General features: G+C 67.0%; 19 protein-coding genes and 2 riboswitches. Of the genes, 17 read left to right on the top strand and 2 right to left on the bottom strand.

All coding sequences use genetic code 11. The annotated features are described in order from the left end of the window. Nucleotides 1-35 precede the first annotated feature (35 nt). The 7 genes from GWG67_RS02775 to cobJ are packed head-to-tail and all read left to right on the top strand — an operon-like array spanning nt 36 to nt 7982. Nucleotides 36-419: a DUF1636 domain-containing protein gene (locus GWG67_RS02775; RefSeq protein ID WP_275167611.1), complete on the top strand. Its 384-nt coding sequence runs from the start codon at nt 36-38 to the stop codon at nt 417-419. Next, a complete protein-coding gene (gene cobW, locus GWG67_RS02770; RefSeq protein WP_275167610.1) occupies nt 416-1480 on the top strand; it encodes a cobalamin biosynthesis protein CobW in 1065 nt (354 codons plus the stop codon). Before GWG67_RS02775 ends, cobW begins: the two co-directional genes overlap by 4 nt. Next, entirely contained in the window at nt 1480-4728 is a 3249-nt protein-coding gene (gene cobN / locus GWG67_RS02765; RefSeq protein ID WP_275167609.1) for a cobaltochelatase subunit CobN, read from the top strand. The genes cobW and cobN overlap by 1 nt, the downstream gene beginning before the upstream one ends. Further along, nucleotides 4725-5888, top strand: a complete 1164-nt coding sequence (gene cobG, locus GWG67_RS02760; RefSeq protein ID WP_275167608.1) for a precorrin-3B synthase — start codon at nt 4725-4727, stop codon at nt 5886-5888. The genes cobN and cobG overlap by 4 nt, the downstream gene beginning before the upstream one ends. Beyond that, nucleotides 5888-6517, top strand: a complete 630-nt coding sequence (locus GWG67_RS02755; protein WP_275167607.1) for a precorrin-8X methylmutase — start codon at nt 5888-5890, stop codon at nt 6515-6517. The genes cobG and GWG67_RS02755 overlap by 1 nt, the downstream gene beginning before the upstream one ends. A 2-nt stretch (nt 6518-6519) precedes the next feature. Then, nucleotides 6520-7251, top strand: a complete 732-nt coding sequence (locus tag GWG67_RS02750) for a precorrin-2 C(20)-methyltransferase (RefSeq protein WP_275167606.1) — start codon at nt 6520-6522, stop codon at nt 7249-7251. Continuing rightward, nucleotides 7248-7982 (top strand): precorrin-3B C(17)-methyltransferase, encoded by a 735-nt coding sequence (gene cobJ, locus GWG67_RS02745; RefSeq protein ID WP_275167605.1) that lies wholly within the window; start codon nt 7248-7250, stop codon nt 7980-7982. Before GWG67_RS02750 ends, cobJ begins: the two co-directional genes overlap by 4 nt. Here the strand turns inward: cobJ and GWG67_RS02740 are convergent. Then, nucleotides 7958-8704, bottom strand: coding sequence for a cobalt-precorrin-6A reductase (locus GWG67_RS02740; protein WP_275167604.1), 747 nt, complete (start codon nt 8702-8704; stop codon nt 7958-7960). The genes cobJ and GWG67_RS02740 overlap by 25 nt on opposite strands. Between GWG67_RS02740 and cbiT the strand changes: the two genes are divergently transcribed. The 8 genes from cbiT to cobT all read left to right on the top strand — a co-directional run bounded on the left by cbiT (nt 8703) and on the right by cobT (nt 15908). Continuing rightward, nucleotides 8703-9884, top strand: a complete 1182-nt coding sequence (gene cbiT, locus GWG67_RS02735; protein ID WP_275167603.1) for a precorrin-6Y C5,15-methyltransferase (decarboxylating) subunit CbiT — start codon at nt 8703-8705, stop codon at nt 9882-9884. The genes GWG67_RS02740 and cbiT overlap by 2 nt on opposite strands. Further along, nucleotides 9881-10249: a cobalamin biosynthesis protein gene (locus GWG67_RS02730; RefSeq protein WP_275167602.1), complete on the top strand. Its 369-nt coding sequence runs from the start codon at nt 9881-9883 to the stop codon at nt 10247-10249. Before cbiT ends, GWG67_RS02730 begins: the two co-directional genes overlap by 4 nt. Next, nucleotides 10246-11028, top strand: coding sequence for a precorrin-4 C(11)-methyltransferase (gene cobM, locus GWG67_RS02725; RefSeq protein ID WP_275167601.1), 783 nt, complete (start codon nt 10246-10248; stop codon nt 11026-11028). Before GWG67_RS02730 ends, cobM begins: the two co-directional genes overlap by 4 nt. Beyond that, the gene (locus tag GWG67_RS02720; protein ID WP_275167600.1) at nt 11028-12338 is read left to right on the top strand and encodes a cobyrinate a,c-diamide synthase; all 1311 of its coding nucleotides are present in this window, start codon (nt 11028-11030) and stop codon (nt 12336-12338) included. Before cobM ends, GWG67_RS02720 begins: the two co-directional genes overlap by 1 nt. Further along, complete coding sequence (cobA, locus tag GWG67_RS02715; protein WP_275167599.1) at nt 12335-13066, top strand: uroporphyrinogen-III C-methyltransferase; 732 nt, start codon at nt 12335-12337, stop codon at nt 13064-13066. The genes GWG67_RS02720 and cobA overlap by 4 nt, the downstream gene beginning before the upstream one ends. A 45-nt stretch (nt 13067-13111) precedes the next feature. Further along, a riboswitch (cobalamin riboswitch) is annotated at nt 13112-13331 on the top strand. Between the two features lie 36 nt (nt 13332-13367). Continuing rightward, the gene (locus tag GWG67_RS02710) at nt 13368-14045 is read left to right on the top strand and encodes an energy-coupling factor ABC transporter permease (protein ID WP_275167598.1); all 678 of its coding nucleotides are present in this window, start codon (nt 13368-13370) and stop codon (nt 14043-14045) included. Nucleotides 14046-14090: 45 nt separating this feature from the next. After that, a complete protein-coding gene (gene cobF, locus GWG67_RS02705; protein ID WP_275167597.1) occupies nt 14091-14840 on the top strand; it encodes a precorrin-6A synthase (deacetylating) in 750 nt (249 codons plus the stop codon). A gap of 15 nt (nt 14841-14855) precedes the next feature. Then, on the top strand, nt 14856-15908 hold the full coding sequence (gene cobT, locus GWG67_RS02700; RefSeq protein ID WP_275167596.1) for a nicotinate-nucleotide--dimethylbenzimidazole phosphoribosyltransferase: 1053 nt from the start codon (nt 14856-14858) through the stop codon (nt 15906-15908). On the opposite strand, the gene GWG67_RS02695 is transcribed toward cobT, so the two are convergent. Further along, nucleotides 15909-16481, bottom strand: coding sequence for a histidine phosphatase family protein (locus GWG67_RS02695; RefSeq protein ID WP_275167595.1), 573 nt, complete (start codon nt 16479-16481; stop codon nt 15909-15911). A gap of 72 nt (nt 16482-16553) precedes the next feature. Continuing rightward, a riboswitch (cobalamin riboswitch) is annotated at nt 16554-16756 on the top strand. 115 nt (nt 16757-16871) lie between these two features. On the opposite strand from GWG67_RS02695, the gene GWG67_RS02690 reads away from it, so the two are divergent. Then, a complete protein-coding gene (locus GWG67_RS02690; protein ID WP_275167594.1) occupies nt 16872-19229 on the top strand; it encodes a TonB-dependent siderophore receptor in 2358 nt (785 codons plus the stop codon). 11 nt (nt 19230-19240) lie between these two features. Then, a complete protein-coding gene (locus tag GWG67_RS02685) occupies nt 19241-20674 on the top strand; it encodes a PepSY domain-containing protein (RefSeq protein ID WP_275167593.1) in 1434 nt (477 codons plus the stop codon). Nucleotides 20675-21150: the final 476 nt, after the last annotated feature.

Genomic DNA, 21150 nt, shown 5'->3' with positions numbered 1-21150 from the left:
CTCTTCGCTTCCCGCTGTTTATTCTGGAAGAAGCGATGACCGTCACACTTCATGTCTGCATCACCTGCCGCGCCGGCCAGACGCTTGGCGAGGGCGAGACGACGCCCGGCAAGCGCCTGCATGGTGCGATCCTCGAGGCCGGCGTGCCCGACGGTGTCAGCGTGGTTCCCGTCGAATGCCTGTCTGCATGCAACCAGGGTTGCTCGGTCGCGCTCAGCGCGCCCGGCCGCTGGTCCTATGTCTATGGCCGTCTGTCGGATGCGAATGCGAGCGACGTGGTCGCGGGCGCCGCGGCCTATGCGGCCGCGTCCGACGGCCTCGTGCCCTGGCGCAGCCGCCCGGAGATCTTCCGCAAGCAGTCGCTTGCCCGCATTCCCCCCATTCTCCCCTTGGCCGTCGTGCCGGAGGCCGCCGAATGAATTCGCTCGCAAAAGTCCCGGTCACGGTCGTCACCGGCTTTCTCGGCTCAGGCAAGACCACGCTGATCCAGCATCTGCTTGCCAATGCCAACGGCAAGAAGCTCGCGGTGCTCGTCAACGAGTTCGGCAGCGAGGGCGTCGATGGCGAGATTCTGAAATCCTGCGCCGATGCGAATTGCCCAGAAGAGAACATCATCGAGCTCGCCAATGGCTGCATCTGCTGCACCGTCGCCGACGATTTCATTCCGACCATGGAGAAGCTGCTGTCGCGGCCGGTGCGGCCCGATCATATCCTGATCGAGACCTCGGGCCTGGCGCTGCCCAAGCCGCTGCTGAAGGCGTTCGACTGGCCGGAGATCCGTTCGCGCATCACGGTCGATGGCGTCATCGCGCTGGCCGACGCCGAAGCTGTCGCCGCCGGCCGTTTCGCGCCCGACCCTGACGCCGTCGAGGCGCAGCGCGCGGCCGATGAAAATCTTGATCACGAGACCCCGCTGTCGGAAGTGTTCGAGGACCAGATTGCCTGCGCCGACATCGTGCTGCTGACGAAGGCGGATCTTGCGGGCGCGGCAGGCCTCGAAGCGGCCAAGGCGGCGATCACCGCCGAGATGTCGCGCCGCGTGCCGATGCTGGCGATCACCGACGGTGCGATCGACGCGCGCCTCATCCTCGGCCTCGGTGCTGCCGCCGAGAACGATCTCGCCGCGCGTCCCTCGCATCATGACGGCGAGGAGGATCACGACCACGACGATTTTGCCTCCGTCGTGATTGATCTTCCTGAGGTCACCGATATCGACACGCTGGTTGCATCCGTCCAGCGTCTGGCGCGGGAGCAGAATGTGCTGCGCGTCAAGGGTTACATCGCGGTGGAAGGCAAGCCGATGCGCCTCTTGCTGCAAGCGGTCGGCGAGCGCGTGCGCCACCAGTTCGACAAGCCCTGGGGCGCAGGTGCGAGGCAATCAAAGCTCGTCGTGATCGGCGAGCATGGCGATATCGACGAGGCCGCGATCAGGGCAGGACTTGGTATTTCAGGACTTGGTCTTTCAGGAACTGGAATCTGATGCACGTCGTCTTCCGCGAGAGCCGCGGTCTCGAGGAGACCGCGATACCAAGGGACATCGGCCAGGACCCGGCCGATCTCGTGGTGCTCTCGTATTCGGATTCCGATCTGGCGGCGTTCGCGGCCGGCTGGCGCCGTGGCCGCGACAGCCTGCCGTCGCTTCGGCTTGTCAATCTCGCAGAACTCCGCCATCCGCTCTCGGTCGACACCTATATCGAGCGCACTCTGGCGCAGGCGCGCGGCATCCTCGTACGGCTGATCGGCGGTGAGTCCTATTGGTCGTATGGGCTCGCGGCCCTGCAGCAGCTGGCGAAGGAGCGCGGCATCGTGCTGGCCGTGCTGCCGGCCGATGGCCGCGACGATACGCGGCTGGATGCCTACTCGACCCTGCCGGTCTCGACCCTGCGGCGGCTCAAGGTGCTCTGCGACACCGGCGGCCCCGTCGCAGCGCAAGCCGCGATCGCGCAGCTTGCGCTGGCCTCTGGCCTTTATGCCGGCCCGGTCATCGGCGAGATGACCGTCCCCGAGATGGGCTTTTATGATCCGGCGCGCGGCGTCATTGCCGCGCCGGCGTCGGGTGAGGGCAGGCCGCGAGCGCTCGTGACCTTCTATCGCTCCTACCTCACCGCCGCGGATACCGGCCCCATCGATGCGCTGATCGCGACGCTGCGCGAGCGCGGCTTTGACGCGCATGGTGTGTTCGTCACCTCGCTGAAGGCCCCGGGCGTTGCGGATTGGTTGCGCACGTATCTTGCGCAAAATCCTCCGGCCGCGATCGTCAATGCGACGGCGTTCTCGGCGATGGGCGACGACGGCACGACGCCGTTCGATGCCGCATCCTGCCCGGTGTTCCAGGTCGCGCTCTCCACGGCACAGCGCGAGGACTGGGCGAGCTCGCTCCGCGGCCTGTCGCCCGGCGACCTCGCGATGCATGTGGTGCTGCCCGAAGTCGACGGCCGCCTGTTTGCGGGCGTCGTGAGCTTCAAGTCTGCGGCTGAGCGCGATCCCGATCTGCAATTTACGCATCTGGCACACAGGCCCGACGAGGAGCGCGTGAATGCCGTCGTGGCGCGCGTTGCGGCCTGGCGTCGCCTCGCCGAGAAGCCGGCCGCCGACAAGCGCATGGCAGTCGTGCTCTCCAACTATCCGGGCCGCCCGCATCAGATCGCGCATTCGGTGGGTCTCGATGCGCTGGCCTCGGTGGAGGCTTTGGTGTCCGACCTCGCGGAGGCCGGCTTCGATGTCGATCCGGTCCATGCGCTTGGCGAGACGCTGCTCAAGCGGACCTTGAGCTGGAGCGTTGCCGATTACCGCGCTGCGCTCTCGCACGTTCCGCAAGTGTTGCAGGATGACCTCGCGCAAGCCTGGGGCGCGCCGGAAACCGATCCGGGGTGTCGCGACGGCGCGCTCCATTTCGCCGCGATTCAATGCGGCCGGTCGATCATCGCGGTTCAGCCGGAGCGTGGCGATTCGACCACGCGCGATGCCGACTATCACGATCTCGCCCGCACGCCGCGCCACGCCTATGTCGCGTTCTATCTCTGGCTCCGGGAGCAGGGCTGTGATGCCGTCGTGCACATGGGCGCCCACGGCACGCTGGAATGGCTGCCCGGAAAATCCGTGGCGCTGTCGCAGGCGTGCTGGCCGGAAGCCCTGATCGGCGATTTGCCTGTGATCTATCCCTTCATTGTCAACGATCCCGGCGAGGCCGCGCAGGCCAAGCGGCGCGTGGGTGCGGTCACGATCGGCCATCTGCCGCCGCAGCTCGCAGCATCAGCGGTGCCGGACGGGCTGCGCAGGCTCGAACAGCTCCTCGACGAGTACTCGACGGCCGATGGCCTCGATCCCGCCCGCCGCCAGCGTCTGATCGCCGCGATCCGCGACGAGGCACGCGCGGCAGGCCTCGAAGACGATCTTGGCCTCGAGGCAACGGCCGCACCGGCCGAAGCGATCCCGCGGATCGACCGCTTCGTCTGTGATCTCAAGGAAAGCCAGTTCGGTGACGGCCTGCACGTGTTCGGCCGTGGCGCCTGCGGCGACGCGGAACGCGACGCTTTGCGGACCGCGCTCGCAGGACAGCGCGTCGCGCCGGGGCCGTCAGGTTCACCCTATCGCGGCCGCCAGGACGTGCTGCCCACGGGACGCAATCTCTTTGCCGTCGATCCGCGCGCGGTGCCGACGCCGTCGGCGCATGCGCAAGGCGTCAAGCTCGCGGAAGAATTGCTACGTCGTCATTTGCAGGATCACGGCGACTGGCCGAAGGGCCTTGTCGTCGACCTCTGGGGCTCGGCGACGATGCGCACCGCAGGCGAGGAGTTTGCCTTGGCGCTGCATCTGGCCGGCCTCGCGCCGCGCTGGGATCACGCATCCGGCCGTGTGACCGGCTACGACATCATCGCGCCTGCCGAGCTTAGCCGGCCCCGCATCGACGTCACGCTGCGTGTCTCGGGCCTGTTTCGCGACGTCTTCTCAGGCCTCGCGCAATTGTTCGAGGCGGCAGCCGAGGCGCTGTCCGCCCGCGAGGACGAGGGCGACGAGAATCCTTATCGCCATCGTACATCGCGCGTGTTCGCGCCGCGTCCCGGACAATACGGCGTCGGCCTCTCGGCAATCCCGGACGCCTTCACGCCCGAGACGCGCCACGCCGCCGGCGAAGCGTGGCTCTCGGCATCGTCATGGGCGTTCTCGGCCGATGGCGAGATCACGCTCGATCGTGCCGGTATCGAGAAGCGGCTCGCATCCGCCGATGCTTTTGTTCACGTGCAGGATTTGCCGGAAACCGATCTTCTGCTCGCGGCCGACTATGCCGCGCATGAGGCCGGCATTGCGGCCGCCGCAGCCCATCTCGGCGCGGCAGGACCATCGCTCTATCATCTCGATGCGACGCGGCCCGAGCAGCCGCATGCGCGTACGCTGACCGAGGAAATCTCCCGTGTCGTCCGCGCGCGCGCGGCCAACCCGGCCTGGATCGCCGGCATGATGCGCCACGGTTTTCGCGGGGCGGCCGAGATCACCGCGACGCTCGAGCACATGGCCGCCTTCGCGCATCTGGCCGGCGCCGTGCCGCCGCATCTGTTCGACCTCTACTACGATGCCACCCTCGGCCATGACGACGTCCGCGACTTCATGGCCCGCGAAAATCCGGCGGCGCTCGCCGCGATGGAGACCTGTTTCACCCGCCTGCATGAAGCTTCGCTCTGGCGAACGCGCCGCAATTCGATTGCGGCTGCGCTGCGGGAGGCGTCATGAGCGCTTCCGTGGTCAAGGGCTGGTGTCCCGGCGCGCTGCGCCCGATGCAATCGGGCGACGGGCTCGTGGTCCGCGTGCGTCCGTTCGGCGGACGGCTCGAAGCGGCACAAATCTCCGGATTGGCCCATCTCGCCGAACGCCATGGCAACGGCCTGATCGACGTGACCAGCAGAGCCAATCTCCAGATCAGGGGCGTCAACGAGACCAGCCACGGGCTGTTGCTCGATGGCCTTGCGCAACTGGCGCTGCTCGACCCCGACGCCGACACCGAATCCCGTCGCAACATCCTTGTGACGCCGTTCTGGCGTGCCGGAGACGCAACACAATCGCTCGCTGCCGAACTCGAGGAGGCGCTCGCCGACAGCACGCTCGAACTTCCAACCAAGTTCGGCTTCGCCATCGATGACGGCACCTCACGCGTGCTTGCGGGCGATTCCGCGGACGTGCGGATCGAACGCGATCGTTCCGGCGGACTGCTGGTGCGGGCCGATGGCGACAAACTCGGCCGCTCCGTCGCACGCGGCGAGGCTGTGACCACCGCGCTCGCATTCGCCGACTGGTTCGTGATCTCAGGCGGCGCCAGGGGCGGGCGGGGGCGGATGGCGGCGCATCTTGCCGCCGGTGCAATCCTGCCGGAGGCATTGCGCGGGGAGGCCGAGCCGGCGCCGATCATGGCGGCGGCACGTCCCGGCCTCTATGCGCAAGGCGCGATGGTCGGGGTCGCCTTCGGACAGATGGCGCATGCGACACTCGACCAGTTCGCCGGTTGCGGACATGCGCTGCGCATGACGCCATGGCGGATGGTTTTGAGCGAAGGCAAGCGCGCGATGCCGAATGCGACTGGCCTGATCACCGAGGCCTACGACCCTGCGCTGCGCGTCATCGCCTGTAGCGGTGCGCCACGCTGTCGCGAGGCGCATGCCGATACCCGCGGCCTTGCCGCGGCCCTGGCGCCGAACATCGGCGCGGCCGCACGGCTCCACGTCTCCGGCTGTGCCAAGGGCTGCGCCCATTCCGGTGCGGCCGCCATCACTCTGGTCGCGACCGGCGCAGGCTTCGATCTCGTGCGCGGTGGGTCGACACGCGATGAGCCCATCCTGCGGGGATTGAACCGCGAAGACATTGTCCGAGATCCCTCCATCCTGATGGGAGGGCACTGATGCCGTACACTTACGAGACCGACGGCGCGGCGATCTACCGGCAGTCCTTTGCGACCATCCGGGCCGAAGCCGATCTTGCGCGCTTCACGCCGGACGAGGAGCAGGTAGTGGTGCGGATGATCCATGCCGCGGGCATGGTCGGCCTCGAAGCGCATATCCGCTTCACATCAGGCATGGCGGTCGCCGCGCGCACGGCCCTGCGGAAGGGCGCACCGATCCTGTGCGACGCGCGCATGGTCTCCGAAGGAATTACGCGCGCGCGGCTTCCCGCCGCCAATGCCGTCATCTGCACGCTGGGCGACGAGACTGTTCCCGCGCTCGCGCAGTCCATGCGCAACACCCGTTCGGCTGCGGCTTTGGAGCTATGGCGGCCGCATCTCGACGGCGCGATCGTGGCGATCGGCAATGCGCCGACCGCGTTGTTTCATCTCCTCAACATGCTGGAGGACCGGGACTGCCCGCGGCCCGCGGCGATCATCGGCTGTCCCGTCGGCTTTGTCGGCGCGGCCGAATCCAAGGCTGCGCTGATGGCCAATCCCCCGGTGCCGGCACTGACGATTGAGGGCCGCCTCGGCGGTTCCGCGATCACGGTCGCCGCCGTGAACGCGCTGGCGAGCCGGAGCGAATAGCGATGGGACGAATCATCTGCTGCGGTCTCGGCCCCGGCGATCCCGATATGATGAGCGTGCGCGCCGATCGCACGGTACGCGGCGCGAGGCATGTCGCCTATTTCCGCAAGAAGGGACGGCCCGGCCAGGCACGCCGCATCGTCGAGGGCATGCTGGCAGCCGACGTCACCGAATATCCCATGGAGTATCCGGTCACCACGGAAATCGCCTTCGACAGTCCTGAATACGTCCAGCTGTTGGCCGGCTTCTACGATGAATGGGCTGAACGACTGGCGCGGCTGGCGCGCGCGGTCGACGTTGTCGTGCTCTGCGAGGGCGATCCATATTTCTACGGCTCCTTCATGCATCTGCACACGCGCCTGCAGGGCCGCGTCGAGATCGAGGTGATCGCCGGCATTCCCGGCATGGTCGGCTGCTGGAACGGCGTGGGACAGCCGATCGCGCTCGGTGATGACGTGACGACGGTGCTCATGGGCACGCTCGCCGAAGCAGAGCTCGAACGCCGCATGCGCGATTCCGATGCGCTCGTGATCATGAAGACCGGGCGCAATCTCGCAAAGGTGCGCCGTGCGCTCGCGTCCGCCGGACGGTTGGACGACGCATGGCTGGTCGAGCGCGGCACCATGCCTGGCGAGCGCGTGGTGCGGCTCGCGGAGATCGATGCCGCCGACTGTCCCTATTTCGCGATCGTGCTCGTGCACGGCAAGGGCCGGCATCCGGACGCCGCCGAATGAGGGGCACGCTGACCATCGCGGGCCTCGGGCCGGGCAGCGATGCGCTGGTGACGCCCGAGGTCTCCGCCGCGCTTGCCGCCGCCACCGACATTCTGGGCTACGCGCCCTATGTCGCGCGCGTGCCGCCGCGATCAGGACTCAAGCTGCATCCCTCCGACAATCGCGAAGAGCTGCAGCGCGCGAACGAGGCGCTGCGGCTCGCGGCCGAAGGCGGGCAAGTCGTCATCGTGTCCTCCGGCGACCCCGGCGTCTTCGCGATGGCCTCCGCCGTGTTCGAGGCGCTCGAACAGGCGCCGCAATGGCAGGAGCTGCCGATCCGCGTGCTGCCCGGCGTCACTGCGATGCTGGCGGCTGCCGCGCGCGCCGGCGCGCCGCTCGGCCATGATTTCTGTGCGATCAATCTCTCCGACAATCTCAAGCCGTGGGCGGTGATCGAGAAGCGCCTGCGGCTCGCCGCGGAAGCCGATTTTGCCATTGCGATGTACAATCCGCGCTCAGTGAGCCGGCCGGAAGGATTTGGCCGTGCGCTCGCAGTGCTGAACGAGGCCGGCTGCGGCGAGCGCCTCGTGATCTTCGCGCGCGCGATCAGCGCCGCTGATGAAAAGATCGAAACCGTCAGGCTGAACGAGGCGACGCCCGAGATGGCCGACATGCGCACGCTGGTGATCGTCGGCAACTCGCAGACACGCCGCGTCGGCCGCTGGGTCTATGCGCCGAGGCAGGCCCGATGACCGAGCCACTGCATGATCTCGGCCGCGCTCTCGACCCGCAATCGTTCCGGCAGTTGCGGTCGCGCGATCATGACCACGGGCAGGCCGAGCCTGCGGGCTGCGTCGATCTTGGCGCGCGCGCCGTCGCCGCCCGAATTGCGGGCGACGATCCAGGTGATGCTGCGTTTGCGTATCATCTCCAATTCGCCCTCAAGCGTGAAGGGCCCACGCGACACGATGACGTCCGCGGCAAAGGGCAGGGGCGCATCCGGCGGATCGACGAATCTCAGCGTGTAGGCGTGCTGCGGCTTGGTCGCGAACGGTGCGACGTGCTGGCGGCCGATGGCGAGGAACACATTTGCCGGCGCCTCGGGCAGTGCGGCGACCGCGGCGTTGACGTCTGGAATTTCGATCCAGTTGTCGCCGAGCACTTGCACCCACGGCGCGCGCTCCAGCGCGATCAGCGGCGTGCCGGTTTCCGCGCATGCCGCGACCGCATTGCGGCTCATCTCGGCGGCAAAGGGATGCGTCGCATCGATCACATGGGTGATCTCTTCGCGGCGGATGTAATCGGCAAGGCCGCTGACGCCGCCAAAACCGCCGATCCGCGTCGGCAACGGCTGACCGGCGGGCGCGCGGGTGCGGCCGCCATAGGAATAGATGGCGTCAATGCCGGCACGCGCGATCTCCGCCGCGAGCAGGCTCGCGTCGGCCGTTCCGCCCAGAATGAGGGCGCGCGTCATGGCTGATCCCTGGCTGACCATCATCGGTATCGGCGAAGATGGCCTCGCCGGCCTGTCGGAAGCAAGTCGAAAGGCGCTCGACGACGCCGAAACTGTTTTTGGCGGTGAACGGCATCTTGCACTTGCCGGAGTAACCGGGCGCGGCCGCCCCTGGCCGGTGCCGTTCGATGCGGAGATCGTGCTAAGCCGCCGCGGCCGTCCGACGGCGGTGCTCGCCTCCGGCGATCCGTTCTGGTTTGGCGCCGGCGCGAGCCTCGCCGAGAAGCTGGACGCCGGCGAGTGGATTGCGCATTCCGCGCCGTCGACCTTCTCGCTTGCCGCCGCACGACTAGGCTGGCGCCTCGAAGCAATTAGCTGTCTTGGTCTCCATGCCGCGCCATTCGAGCGTCTCGTGCCGCATCTGGCGCAAGGTGCACGCATCATTTGCCTCGTGCGCGACGCGAAGGCGGCAGGCGATCTCGCGAAATGGCTGACGGCGCGCGGTTGGGGCGCTTCGGCACTCTGGACGCTCACCGCGCTTGGCGGGCCGCGCGAGAGTATCAACGCGCATCGCGCCGACAGCTTCGCAGGCGATCTTGCCGGAAGTCTGGTCGCGGTGGCCGTGGAGGCGAGAGGAACGCAGGGTCTTCCCCGCAGCTCGGGACTATCAGACGATCTCTTCGTCCATGACGGCCAGATCACCAAGCGTCCGGTCCGTGCGCTCGCGCTCTCGGCGCTGGGGCCGCGTCCCGGTGAACGGCTGTGGGACATCGGCGCGGGCTCGGGCTCGATCTCGGTTGAGTGGGCGCTGTGCGGCGGGACGGCGATCGCTATCGAAGCGCGCGAGGATCGCGCCGCGAATATCCGCAGCAACGCGGCTGCGTTCGGGTTGGCACATCGGATCACCATCATTACAGGTGAAGCGCCTGAAGTCCTTGCTGCGCTGGGCGCACCTGACGCCGTCTTCATCGGCGGCGGTCTCGACATCGCGATGTTCGACGCCATCTGGTCGCGGCTCGCATCCGGAACGCGACTCGTAGCGCATGCGGTGACGCTGGAGACGGAAGCGCTGCTTGGCGAGCTGCACCAGCACCATGGCGGCGAACTGATGCGGGTCGAGATTGCACATGCCACTCCGCTCGGCCGCTACCGCTCCTGGCAGGCGGCGCGGCCGGTGGTGCAATGGAGCGCGGTCCGATGAAGGTCGCCGGACTTGGATTCAAAAAGGATGTCACGCTGGCCTCGCTGCGTGAGGCGCTTCTGGCAGCCGGTGGTCCCGAAGGCCTTGCAGCGGTGGCGACGGTCAGCGACAAGGCGGACGCGGAAGTGCTGAAGCAGCTTGCGCGCGAATGCGGCGTGCCGATCAAGGCGGTCCCCGCCGAAATGCTGGCCGGCATCGACACGCCGACCCAGTCAAAATTCGTCGCGGAAAAATTCGGGACGGGATCGGTCGCCGAAGCGGCGGCGCTCGCGGCAGCTGGATCGCGCGCGCGATTGATTGCGACGCGGGTGGTCTCGCAGGATCGCACCGCGACCGCGGCAATTGCGGAAGGGGACGGCGCATGACGGTGCATTTCATCGGCGCAGGGCCCGGTGCCCCTGACTTGCTGACATTGCGCGGCCGCGACCTGATCGCCGCCTGTCCGGTCTGTCTCTATGCCGGCTCGCTTGTCCCCGAAGGCGCGCTGGCGCATTGCCCGCCCGGTGCGCGGATCGTCAACACCGCGCCGCTGTCGCTCGACGAAATCGTCGCGGAGATCGCCGCCGCGCATGCCGGCGGCAAGGACGTCGCGCGGCTGCATTCCGGCGATCTCTCGATCTGGTCGGCGATGGGTGAGCAGCTCCGCCGCCTGCGCGCGCTCGACATTCCCTACACGGTCACGCCGGGCGTTCCCTCCTTCTCGGCCGCCGCGGCTGCGCTGGAGGCCGAGCTGACGCTGCCCGGCCTTGCCCAGACGGTGGTGCTGACGCGCACGCCGGGCCGCGCCAGCGCGATGCCGGAAGGCGAGAAGCTCGCCGCCTTCGCTGCCACCGGCGCGGTGCTCGCGATCCATCTGTCGATCCATCTGCTCGAGAAGATCGTCGCCGAGCTGACGCCGCATTACGGCGCGGACTGCCCGGTTGCGGTCGTCTGGCGTGCGAGCTGGCCTGAGCAGCGCATCGTCCGCGCCACGCTCGCAACACTCGACGCTGCTGTCGGAGCCGAGATGGAGCGCACCGCGCTTATCCTGGTCGGCAAGACTCTGAGCGCGGCGGATTTTTCCGAGAGCCGTCTCTATGCCGCCGACTATGACCGCCGCTATCGGCCGGTCGGCGCCGAGCCGCGCTTTCCGGAGGTGTCGTGATGGCGGCAGGGCTCGTCATCTCCGCGCCGGCCTCCGGCGTCGGCAAGACCACGCTGACGCTGGCGCTCGCCCGCGCCTGGCGCAACAGCGGATTGCGGGTGCAGTGCTTCAAGAGCGGCCCCGATTACATCGATCCCGCGTTTCATGCAGCCGCGACCGGACGCGCCTCGGTCAACGTCGACAGCTGGGCGATGGATCGCGGGACAATCTCGCATCTCGTCAGTCGCGGCATTGACGCCGATGTCGTGCTGGCCGAAGGCTCGATGGGCTTGTTCGACGGCGTGGCCGCGCGAGGCGTCTGCGGCACCGGGGCGACCGCCGACATTGCAGAGATGCTGGACTGGCCGGTGCTGCTGGTGATCGATCCCTCGGGACAGGCACAAACGGCGGCGGCGATCGCCGCGGGCCTGCGCGACTACCGTCCCGGCGTCCGCCTTGCAGGCGTCGTGCTCAATCGCGTTGCGAGCCCGCGCCACGAAGCTCTCGTGCGGCGTGCGCTGCTGGATGCCGGCATCGCCGTGTTCGGCGCGCTGCCGCGCCATGCCGAGATCAGCCTGCCGAAGCGGCATCTCGGGCTGGTCCAGGCCGAGGAGCAGGCGGAGATCGGCAAGCTGATTGACGAGGCCGCGCGCTTCGTCGCCGAACATGTCGATCTCGATGCGGTGCTGCAATCGGCTGCCACCTGGTCGCCGCAACCTGCCGCGAGCCACGTCAACGTGACGCCGCCCGGCCAGCGCATTGCGCTCGCCCGTGACGCCGCGTTCTCCTTCGTTTATCCGCATATGCTGGAAGCGTGGCGCGCGGCGGGTGCGGAGATATCGACATTCTCGCCGCTGGCTGACGAGAGCCCTGATCCGGGCGCCGATGTGTGCTGGCTGCCGGGCGGCTATCCCGAGCTGCATGCCGGCAAGATCGCGGCCAATGCGCGCTTCCACAGCGGATTGCGCGGCTTCGCCGAAACGCGCCCGGTGCACGGCGAATGCGGAGGCTATATGGTACTGGGCACCGCGTTGACCGACGCCGACGGCATCCGCCACGAGATGACGGGCCTGCTCGGCCTGGAGACGAGCTTTGCCAAGCGCCGCATGCATCTGGGCTATCGTCTAGCCGAACTCGCCACGCCGATGCCGGGTCATCAAGCCGGTGCACGCCTGCGTGGCCACGAATTCCACTATTCGACGATCCTCGCGCAGCCCGACACGCCGCTGGCGGTCGTGCACGACGCGACAGGCGCGGTCATCGCCGAGACCGGCTCGCGGCGGGGACAAGCCACTGGCACGTTCTTCCATCTGATCGCGGAGGACCGGTGAGCGGTTTTGTGTCCTTCGTCTCCGCCGGCCCCGGCGATCCCGAGCTCCTCACGCTCAAGGGTGCCGCGCGGCTGCGCGAGGCCGACGTCGTGCTCTATGACGATCTTGCTTCGGGCGCGATCCTCGATCTGGCCCGGCCGGGCGCCAATCTTGTTGCAGTGGGAAAGCGGGCGGGACGGGCCTCGACCAAGCAGCACCATGTCAACCGCCTGCTGGTCGACTATGCCGTAACAGGCGCGCGCGTGGTGCGATTGAAGTCGGGCGATGCCGGCATCTTTGGCCGGCTCGAGGAGGAGCTCGAGACGCTGCGTGAAGCGGGCATTGGCTATGAGATCATTCCGGGCGTCACCACGGCCTGTGTCGCTGCGGCCCAGGCCGGCATTCCACTGACCCGGCGCCATACCTCGCGGCGGGTGCAGTTCATCACGGGCGCGGACGTCACCGGCGAGCTGCCGCCAGACCTCAATTGGGCAGCGCTGGCCGATCCCGAGGCGACGACCGTGGTCTATATGGGCCGGCGGACGTTTCCGGCGTTGGTCGCCAAATTGATCGAGCACGGCCTCGCCCCAACCACGCCGGCGCTGTTTGCCGAATCGCTCGGCCGTCCCGACGAGCGGTTGGTTCGCACCACCATTTCGGAACTTGCCGAGCAGCTTGCGCGGGGCGGAGCGGCCTCCACGGCGGCCGTCATCCTGTTCGGCGCGCTGGCGGGGGATTATCCGTCATGACGCTCTCGGCCGCCCTTCACCCCTTGACGCCCGGCTGGCGAAAGGGGCACACAGGAGAGGCATGGTGCTCGACGCGGCGCAAAGCGCCGGAGCATAATCGGGAATGGGGATGGGCGGACCCAGTTGCGGCGCCCAAACCCCAGCCGCCCCCGCGACTGTAAGCGGTGAGGGACTTCGATCAGCCACTGGGCCGCAAGGTTCGGGAAGGCCGGAGATTCCCAGTGAACCGCGAGCCAGGAGACCGGCCGTGTACGTTTTGAGGCCAAGGCCGTCGGGTGTGACGGCAAGAAGGATCTGAGCCATGCATATCGAACCCGGACTAGTCTCGGACGCCAAGCTCGTGCTGAGTTACGCAACCGGCATCGCCGTTGGCGGCGTTGCCTTGAAGCTCGCGGTCGAGACCGTGCGCGAGCAGGGCATCACGTCGTTCGCGGCGCGCACGCTCGCCACCACGGCTCTCGTATTCGTCTTCTTCGAGATCCTGCCGCACTTCCCGGTCGGCGTGTCCGAAGTGCACTTCATCCTCGGCTCGACCTTGTTCCTGCTGTTTGGCGCGGCGCCCGCGGCCTTCGGCCTCGCGTTCGGCCTGCTATTCCAGGGCGTCTTCTTCGAGCCGCCCGACCTGCCGCAATACGGCATGAACGTCACCACGCTGCTGGTGCCGCTATTCGGGATCCAGGCGATCGCCACGCGGATCATCTCGAGCAACACCGCCTATGTCGATCTGAAGTACCGCCAGGCGCTGGCACTTTCGACGACGTACCAGGCCGGCGTCATCGCCTGGGTGGCGTTCTGGGCGCTTTATGGATCGGGCTTCGGTGCGACCAACCTCGCCAACATCGCGACGTTCGCGGTGTCCTATGCGCTGGTCATCGTGATCGAGCCGCTCGCCGATCTCGGCGTGCTGGCGCTGGCGAAGTCATTGCGCGGCGTCACCGCGTCCGGCCTCGTCACGCCGCGTTTGCACAACGCGGCCTAGAGACAAGCGAATGGGCGGTCGCTATGGCCGCCCTTCGCGGGCACGATGTTCACGCTCTCCCTGATAGGCATCGGTTGCGGCAATCCCGAGCAGCTCACGCGCGCCGCGATTACTGCCATCAACGCGGCTGACCTCGTCCTGATCCCGCGCAAGGGGACGGCCAAGTCCGACCTCGCCGATCTCAGGCGGACGATCTGCGCAGATGTGCTCACTAGCGATAAGACGCGCGTTGCCGAGTTCGATCTGCCCGTGCGCGACGCCGCTGAAGCGGATTATCGCAAGGGCGTGGACGATTGGCACGATGCCGTCGCCGCGGCCTGGTCGCAGACGATCGCAGATCGTCTCGAAGGCGAGGGCAAGGTCGCGCTGCTGATCTGGGGCGATCCCTCGCTTTATGATTCCTCGCTGCGCATTGCGCGGCGGCTCAATCCCTCGCCAAAGATCGAGGTCGTGCCCGGGATCACCTCGATCCAGGCGCTGTGCGCGGCGCATGCGCTGCCGCTCAACGACATCGGCGAGCCCTTCCTGGTCACGACTGGCCGCCGCTTGCGCGATGGCGGTTGGCCCCAAGGTGTCGATACTGTGGTGGTGATGCTCGACGGCGGCACGGCGTTCCAGTCGCTCGATCCGGCGGGCCTGCAGATCTGGTGGGGTGCCTATCTCGGCATGCCCGATCAGATCGTCATGTCCGGCGCGCTGGCCGAGATCGGCCCGCGTATCGTCGCGGTGCGGCAAGAGGCGCGCGAACGGCACGGCTGGATCATGGACAATTACATCCTCAAGCGCAGGCCGTGAGGCAAGCGAGGCAGCATGCTCCCCGAATGGGTCACCCAACAATGCCCGGATATCTCCGCAGTCCACCGCGAGGCGGCGGTGGCGCGGCAGGCGCAACTGACGAAACCGACCGGCGCGCTCGGCCGGCTCGAGCAGCTCGCGATCGAGCTTGCCGGCCTGCAAGCAACCGAGCAGCCGCGCGCGGCGCGGGTGCCGATCATCATCTTTGCCGGCGATCACGGCATCGTCGCGCAGGGCGTCTCGGCCTATCCGCAAGAAGTGACCATCGCGATGCTGGCGAATTTCGCCTCCGGCGGCGCCGCGATCTCGGTGCTCGCGCGTGAGCTGGGGTCCAGCCTGGAGGTCGTCGATGCCGGCACGCTGGCGCAGCAGGAGATGGCCGGAATCGTGACCGACAAGCCGCGCAGCGGCACGCGCGATTTCAGCATCGAAGCTGCGCTCACCCCCGCAGAGCTGGCATTCGCCTTCGAAGCCGGCAGACGTGCGGTGACGCGCGCACAGGCCGGGCAGCCCGATCTTCTGATCTTCGGCGAGATGGGCATCGGCAACACCACGACATCGGCGGCGATCGCGGCCGGCTTGCTCGGCGTGAGCGCCGCGGAGATCGCGGGCAGCGGCACCGGCATCGACGCGGCCGGCCGTGCGCACAAGGCGCGGGTGATCGATGCTGCAATCGCACGCCATGCCATTGCAGGCGCTTCGCCCGAAAAGATCCTGTGCGCCGTCGGCGGTCTCGAGATCGCGGTCATCTGCGGCGCCATCATTGCCGCCGCGCAAGCCCGCATCCCCGTGCTGATCGACGGCTTCATCGTGTCGGTGGCGGCGCTGGCGGCGGCGCGGCTCAACCCGTCGTGCCAGCCGTTCCTGCTGGCCTCGCACCAGTCCGCCGAGCAGGGGCATCGGCTGGTGCTTCGCGCGCTGAATGTGCAGCCGTTGATCAGCCTCGATCTCAGGCTCGGCGAAGGATCGGGCGCGGCCATCGCGCTGCCGCTGGTGCGGTCGGCGTGTGCGCTCCACAACGGCATGGCGACCTTTGCGCAGGCCAATGTGCCGGATCGTCCGGCCTGATCAAATCATCGGCTGATTGACGGAGCCGACGCGCCAACCGGTCGCGAGCCGGTCGATCCGGGTCAGCGACAGCGGATCGATCACAAAGCGCAGGGCCGCTTGTGGCGTCAGATCCAGCGCGACGCACAGCGCCGCGCGGATCGTGCCGGAATGCACGACGAGCGTTGCGGCCCCGGCGCCGATCTTTGACAGCCCCAGCCGGACGCGCGCGACCTGTTCCTCAAAGCTCTCGCCGCCCGGCGGCCGTCCGCGCGCCGCATCGCTCCAGAACCGTGCATAGGCCTCGCCACCGGTCGCGGCGAGTTCGTCATGCCGACGGCCGGTCCAGTCACCAAAATTTTGCTCGCGGAATTCGTCCAGCTGCAGCGGCTCGAGACCCAGCGCGCGGGCCGTCTCGACCGTGCGCCGCGACGGGCTCGCATAGCTCGCGGCGTCCCGCGGCAGGCGCTGGCGCAGCGCCTCCAGCTGCGCGCGAGCGCCGAGATCCGCTGGCGCTTCGGCTGCATGGATCGTCCCCGTGACGCCATCGACGGGCGCGTGCCGTATCAGCCAGAGGAAGGTCTCGCCTTCCATGCTTATCTCCAAGGAAACTGGTCGTTGTGGCAATAACGCCGCAACTGGCACATTGACTCTGTCTGGATCGTAATCCTAGATGCTTGCGACGGTTTCCCCGAGAGGGGATGAAAAGGGAATGCGGTGCGGGGACCTTGTCCCCAATGCCGTGGCTGCCCCCGCAACTGTAAGCGGCGAATCTTGCGTCACATGCCACTGGGTATCTCGGTCCCGGGAAGGCGACGCAAGGTACTGACCCGCGAGCCAGGAGACCTGCCGTCAGCCGTGGTCACACGCGAAGATGTCGGTCGGGGAGTACAGACATTCGGCTTCATCGGAAGGTTGGGAGCCGGAAGATGGGACCTTGGTTCGCTGTGACGTGCCACTGACGTCATACCGAGGTCCGAGACCGTGTCTCCTGTTCGCATTGTACGACCGCGCGCGTTCCTGCTTGCATCCGCCGCACTCACATCCTTTGCCGTTCTTGATCCCTCCGCCGCGCTGGCGCAGCAGGCTCGCGAACCTCTGCCGCCGGTCGAAGTAACGCCCGCCCAATCCCGCAAGCAGGCCAAGCCCGCCGCGCGGGAGGCGCAGGGCCCACGCCGCGCAGCAGCGCGCCCGCCAGAGGCCGCATCTGTACCGCCCAGGCCTGTCGTGCCGATCGCGGCAGCACAGACGCCGCTCAATACCAATGCCGTCGCCGAAAGCGCCTCGCGCCTCGGCCTGACCGTGCGCGAAACGCCCGCGACCGTGGAGGTGATCTCGGCCGCAACCATGCGCGAGCAGGGCTATCGCACCGTGTCCGACGTCGCGCAGGGCGCGGTGGGCGTCACATCCGGCGACAATCCGGCCGAGCCTTCGGCTTTCTCCATGCGCGGCTTCACCAACAGCCAGATCAACACGCTCTACAACGGCATCAAGATCGGTCCGCAGAACATGACCTCGCGGATCACCGACACGGCCAATCTGGAGGCTGTCGAATTCCTGAAGGGTCCGGCGTCACTGATGTCGGGCGAGGGCGCCGCCGGCGGCGCGATCAACTTCGTCACCAAGCAGCCGCACACCGGAGCGATCCGGAACGAGGCGGATTTCTCCTGGGATTCGCTGAACTCGTTCCGGGCGCATTACGGCTCGGGCGGCAGCACCAATGTGCAGGGGCTGGACTACCGCTTCGACGTCAGCCGTTCCTCGCTCAACGGCTTTGCCGACGACACCAACACCAAGACGCTCGACGTGTCGGGCCAGCTCAACTACCGCATCTCCGACAGCCTCAAGGTCTGGGGTGCGATCGAGTATCGGGAAGATCGCTCGAAAGCCTATTGGGGTGCGCCGCTGGTGCCGATCGCCTTCAGCGGCTCGCATGCGACGACGGGGATCGTGTCCGGCAATTACGTCTCGAACTACAACAAAACCAATCTCGGTGCGGTCACGATCGACGATCGCACCTTCAACACCAACTACAACGTCCTCGACAACAAGAACGTGGCGAAGGAGGTCTGGCTGCGCGGCGGTTTCGAGCTGAAACTCGCGCCCGACCTGACGCTGAAGAGCCAGGCCTATGGTTACGGCGCAGAGCGAATATGGTTCAACAACGAGATCGAGGCGTTCAATTCCGGTACCAACATGGTTGACCGTGAGCGCTTCTATGTCGCGCACAGCCAACGCCTGGTCGGCAACATCACCGACCTGATCTGGGATGCGAATATCGCCGGCTTTGACAATCGCCTGGTCACGACGCTGTCCTCGAGCTACCTTGATTTCGTGAGGCCAGGCGCCGCAAATTTCCCCGGCGATTCCGTTCCGCTGGTCGACCCACCACGCGGCTATTACGGCCTGCTCACCATCCAGCAGCAGACCGCGCGCATCGATAACGAGGCGCTGTCATTCGAGGACCGGCTGAAGCTCACGCGCAGCTTCGCGCTGGTTGGCGGCCTGCGTGTCGAGCATATCGGGCTCGACCGCAATTCGACCGACAAGTTCGGTCTGGAGAAGGCGAACTTCCCGTTCTCGCAATCCTGGGTCCCGACCACGGGCCGCATCGGCTACACGTGGGAAGCGGTTCCGGGCCTGACCTTCTTCAGCCAATATGCGACCGGCGCCGACATCGCGGCCAACAACATCTTCCTGCTCAATCCGACCGATCCGCTCAACCTGACCACCGCGCGCACCTACGAGACCGGCGTCAAGCACCTGTTCTGGGACAACCGGGCGGAGTGGTCGTTCTCGGCCTATGACATCCTGCGCAAGAACGTCTATGCCGCGGCCGGCGGCATGCAGCTCAACCTCGCCGGACGGCAGGAGTCGAAGGGCGTCGAGCTGGCCGCCTCGGTCCGCCCGATCGAGCCCCTGCGCCTCTGGGGCAACATCGCCTATGTCGATGCGCGCTACGCCGACTACGATTTTGTCGGCGGCTCGTTCTCCGGCAACACGCCGCCGAACGTGCCGCGCGTCGTCGCCAATGCCGGCGCGTCCTACCGGTTCTTCACGCCCTGGGCGGTCGAACTGGGCATCACCGGCCGCCATGTCGGCGACCGCTACAACACCGATGCCAATGTCGTAACGCTGAAGGCCTACACCGTCGCCGACGTCTACGCCTTCGTCGATATCCCTAAGACGGTGTTCAATGCGGTCGACCAGGCCCGCCTGACTTTCCGGGTGCGCAACATCACCGACAAGCGCTACGCGATCTGGGGCGATCCGTTCTATCCCGACCAGATCCTGCTTGGCGCGCCGCGCACCTACGAAATCTCGGCCGCATTCAAATGGTAGGACGCTGATCGATGATGCGCGCGATCGTCCTGCTGCATCGATGGCTCGGGATCGCGTTCTGCCTGCTGTTCGCGATGTGGTTCGCGACGGGAATCGTGATGCACTTCGTTCCGTTCCCATCTCTGACGGAAACGGAACGTTTTGCCGGGCTCGTACCGCTGGCTAGCGCTGAGACGAGGATTGCGGTCGCCGATGCCGTGGCCGCAAGCGGCATCGCGGATGCGACGCGCGTTCGCCTGATCCAGCGCAGCGACGGACCGGTCTATATCGTCGCGGGGCCGTCGCGCGCGGGTGCAGTCCGCGCCTCCGATGGGGCCGACGCGTCGGTCAAATCATTCGACGTCGTGCTGGCCATCGCGCGAGATCACGCCCGCAGCCGTGGGCTCGATGCTGCGCGGGCCACGATCGTTGCGCGCTCGGACTATGATCAATGGAGCGTGCCGAACGGCTTCGACCGCCATCGTCCCTTGTTTCGGGTTGCCCTCGGCGACGCCGCCGGAACGGAGGTCTATGTCTCCTCGCTCACCGGCGAGATCGTCCTGGATACGACGCGCAGCGAGCGGACCTGGAATCTCGTCGGGAGCGTGCTGCACTGGATCTATCCAACGGTGCTGCGAAGCAACTGGCCACTGTGGGATCGCGTGGTCTGGACCTTGTCGCTGCTGGCCCTGATCGCAGCATTGCTGGGCGCCGTGCTCGGGCTTGCGCGGATCAAACCTCGAGGTGGCCAGATCGGCTCGCCCTATCGTGGCTGGCATGCGCTGCATCATCTCATCGGCCTCGCGGCGATGGTCTTCGTGCTGACCTGGATTTTCAGCGGCTGGCTCTCCATGGATCACGGGCGACTATTCTCGCGTGGGCAATTGACCTCGGCCGAATCCAGCGTGATGAACGCCGCACCGAACTGGACGGCTGCCCCATCGATCGATCGGCAGCCTGGAGCGCCGTCGGCCCGTGAGACCGAATGGTTTGCATTCAACGGCACTCTCTATCGGCGGGATCGGACGGGCCTTGCCGCTCAGACCTTGATCAAGGCAGGGGATGCGCCCCGCGATCGACCAACGGGATCTCTGGATGTGCACGAGGTCGAGAGGCTGACAACGCGCCTCGCAGCCGGCTGCGCAGTACCGTCCGTGCTTGCCGACAACGACAACTATCCCGCGCAGTCCACCGTCCCGGGTGCCCCGGTCTACCGCTCCTGCTGCGGCGACCTCTGGTTCGACATCGACGGCGCGGACGGCAATTTGCTGCAAAGGCTGGATTCGTCGCGGCGGGTCTATCGCTGGTTCTACGGCGCACTGCACACGCTGGATTTTCCGGTCCTGGTCGCGCATCCGTTGCTGCGTGACGGCTTGGTCGTCGGGCTCTGCGCCCTCGGCTTTCTGTTCTCCATCACGGGCATTGTCATCGGCTGGCGCCGCCTGCGTCCCTCGTTTGCAGCCTGAGGCCTGGAGTGAGGTCGCGATGCGTTGAGCGGGCAAAACCACCGCTTACTGATCGTACAATAAAGAGAGGCTGAGCCGACTGGCATGCATAGCTCATGAGCACTCGCAGGGCCCTTAGCGCCGGTCTATCGCCTGCAAATTAGACAGTCCGTGCGCGGCGCGTGGATTGCACTGCAGCGGATGTGGCGTTTCGTCCGCGAAAATGCGTGGTGCGCCGCACTTTTCTCGCGTGGAACGATCCACACCGGCGTGCACTCCCTGCGGGCAGCGCTGCACTAAAATGTGCCTCCGCGCGTCCTGCCCGTCGCGGGCTGGTCCAATGCGTTGCGACAACTCTGGCCCTATCCCGAGCCCATCGCTCTGTCGCACGCTCGCAAGCGGTGGCATGACAGGGGATGATGATGAGCGCTCTCGGTTTGCGATTGAACCTGGCGATGGACGGGAAGGACCCGGCGTCCGGTTCGAACGTCGTTCGC

This window comes from Bradyrhizobium sp. CSS354, from assembly GCF_029051725.1.
Classification (GTDB): domain Bacteria; phylum Pseudomonadota; class Alphaproteobacteria; order Rhizobiales; family Xanthobacteraceae; genus Bradyrhizobium.
Note: the sequence above shows the minus strand (reverse complement) of the source record. Positions and strands in the feature narration are given on the sequence as shown.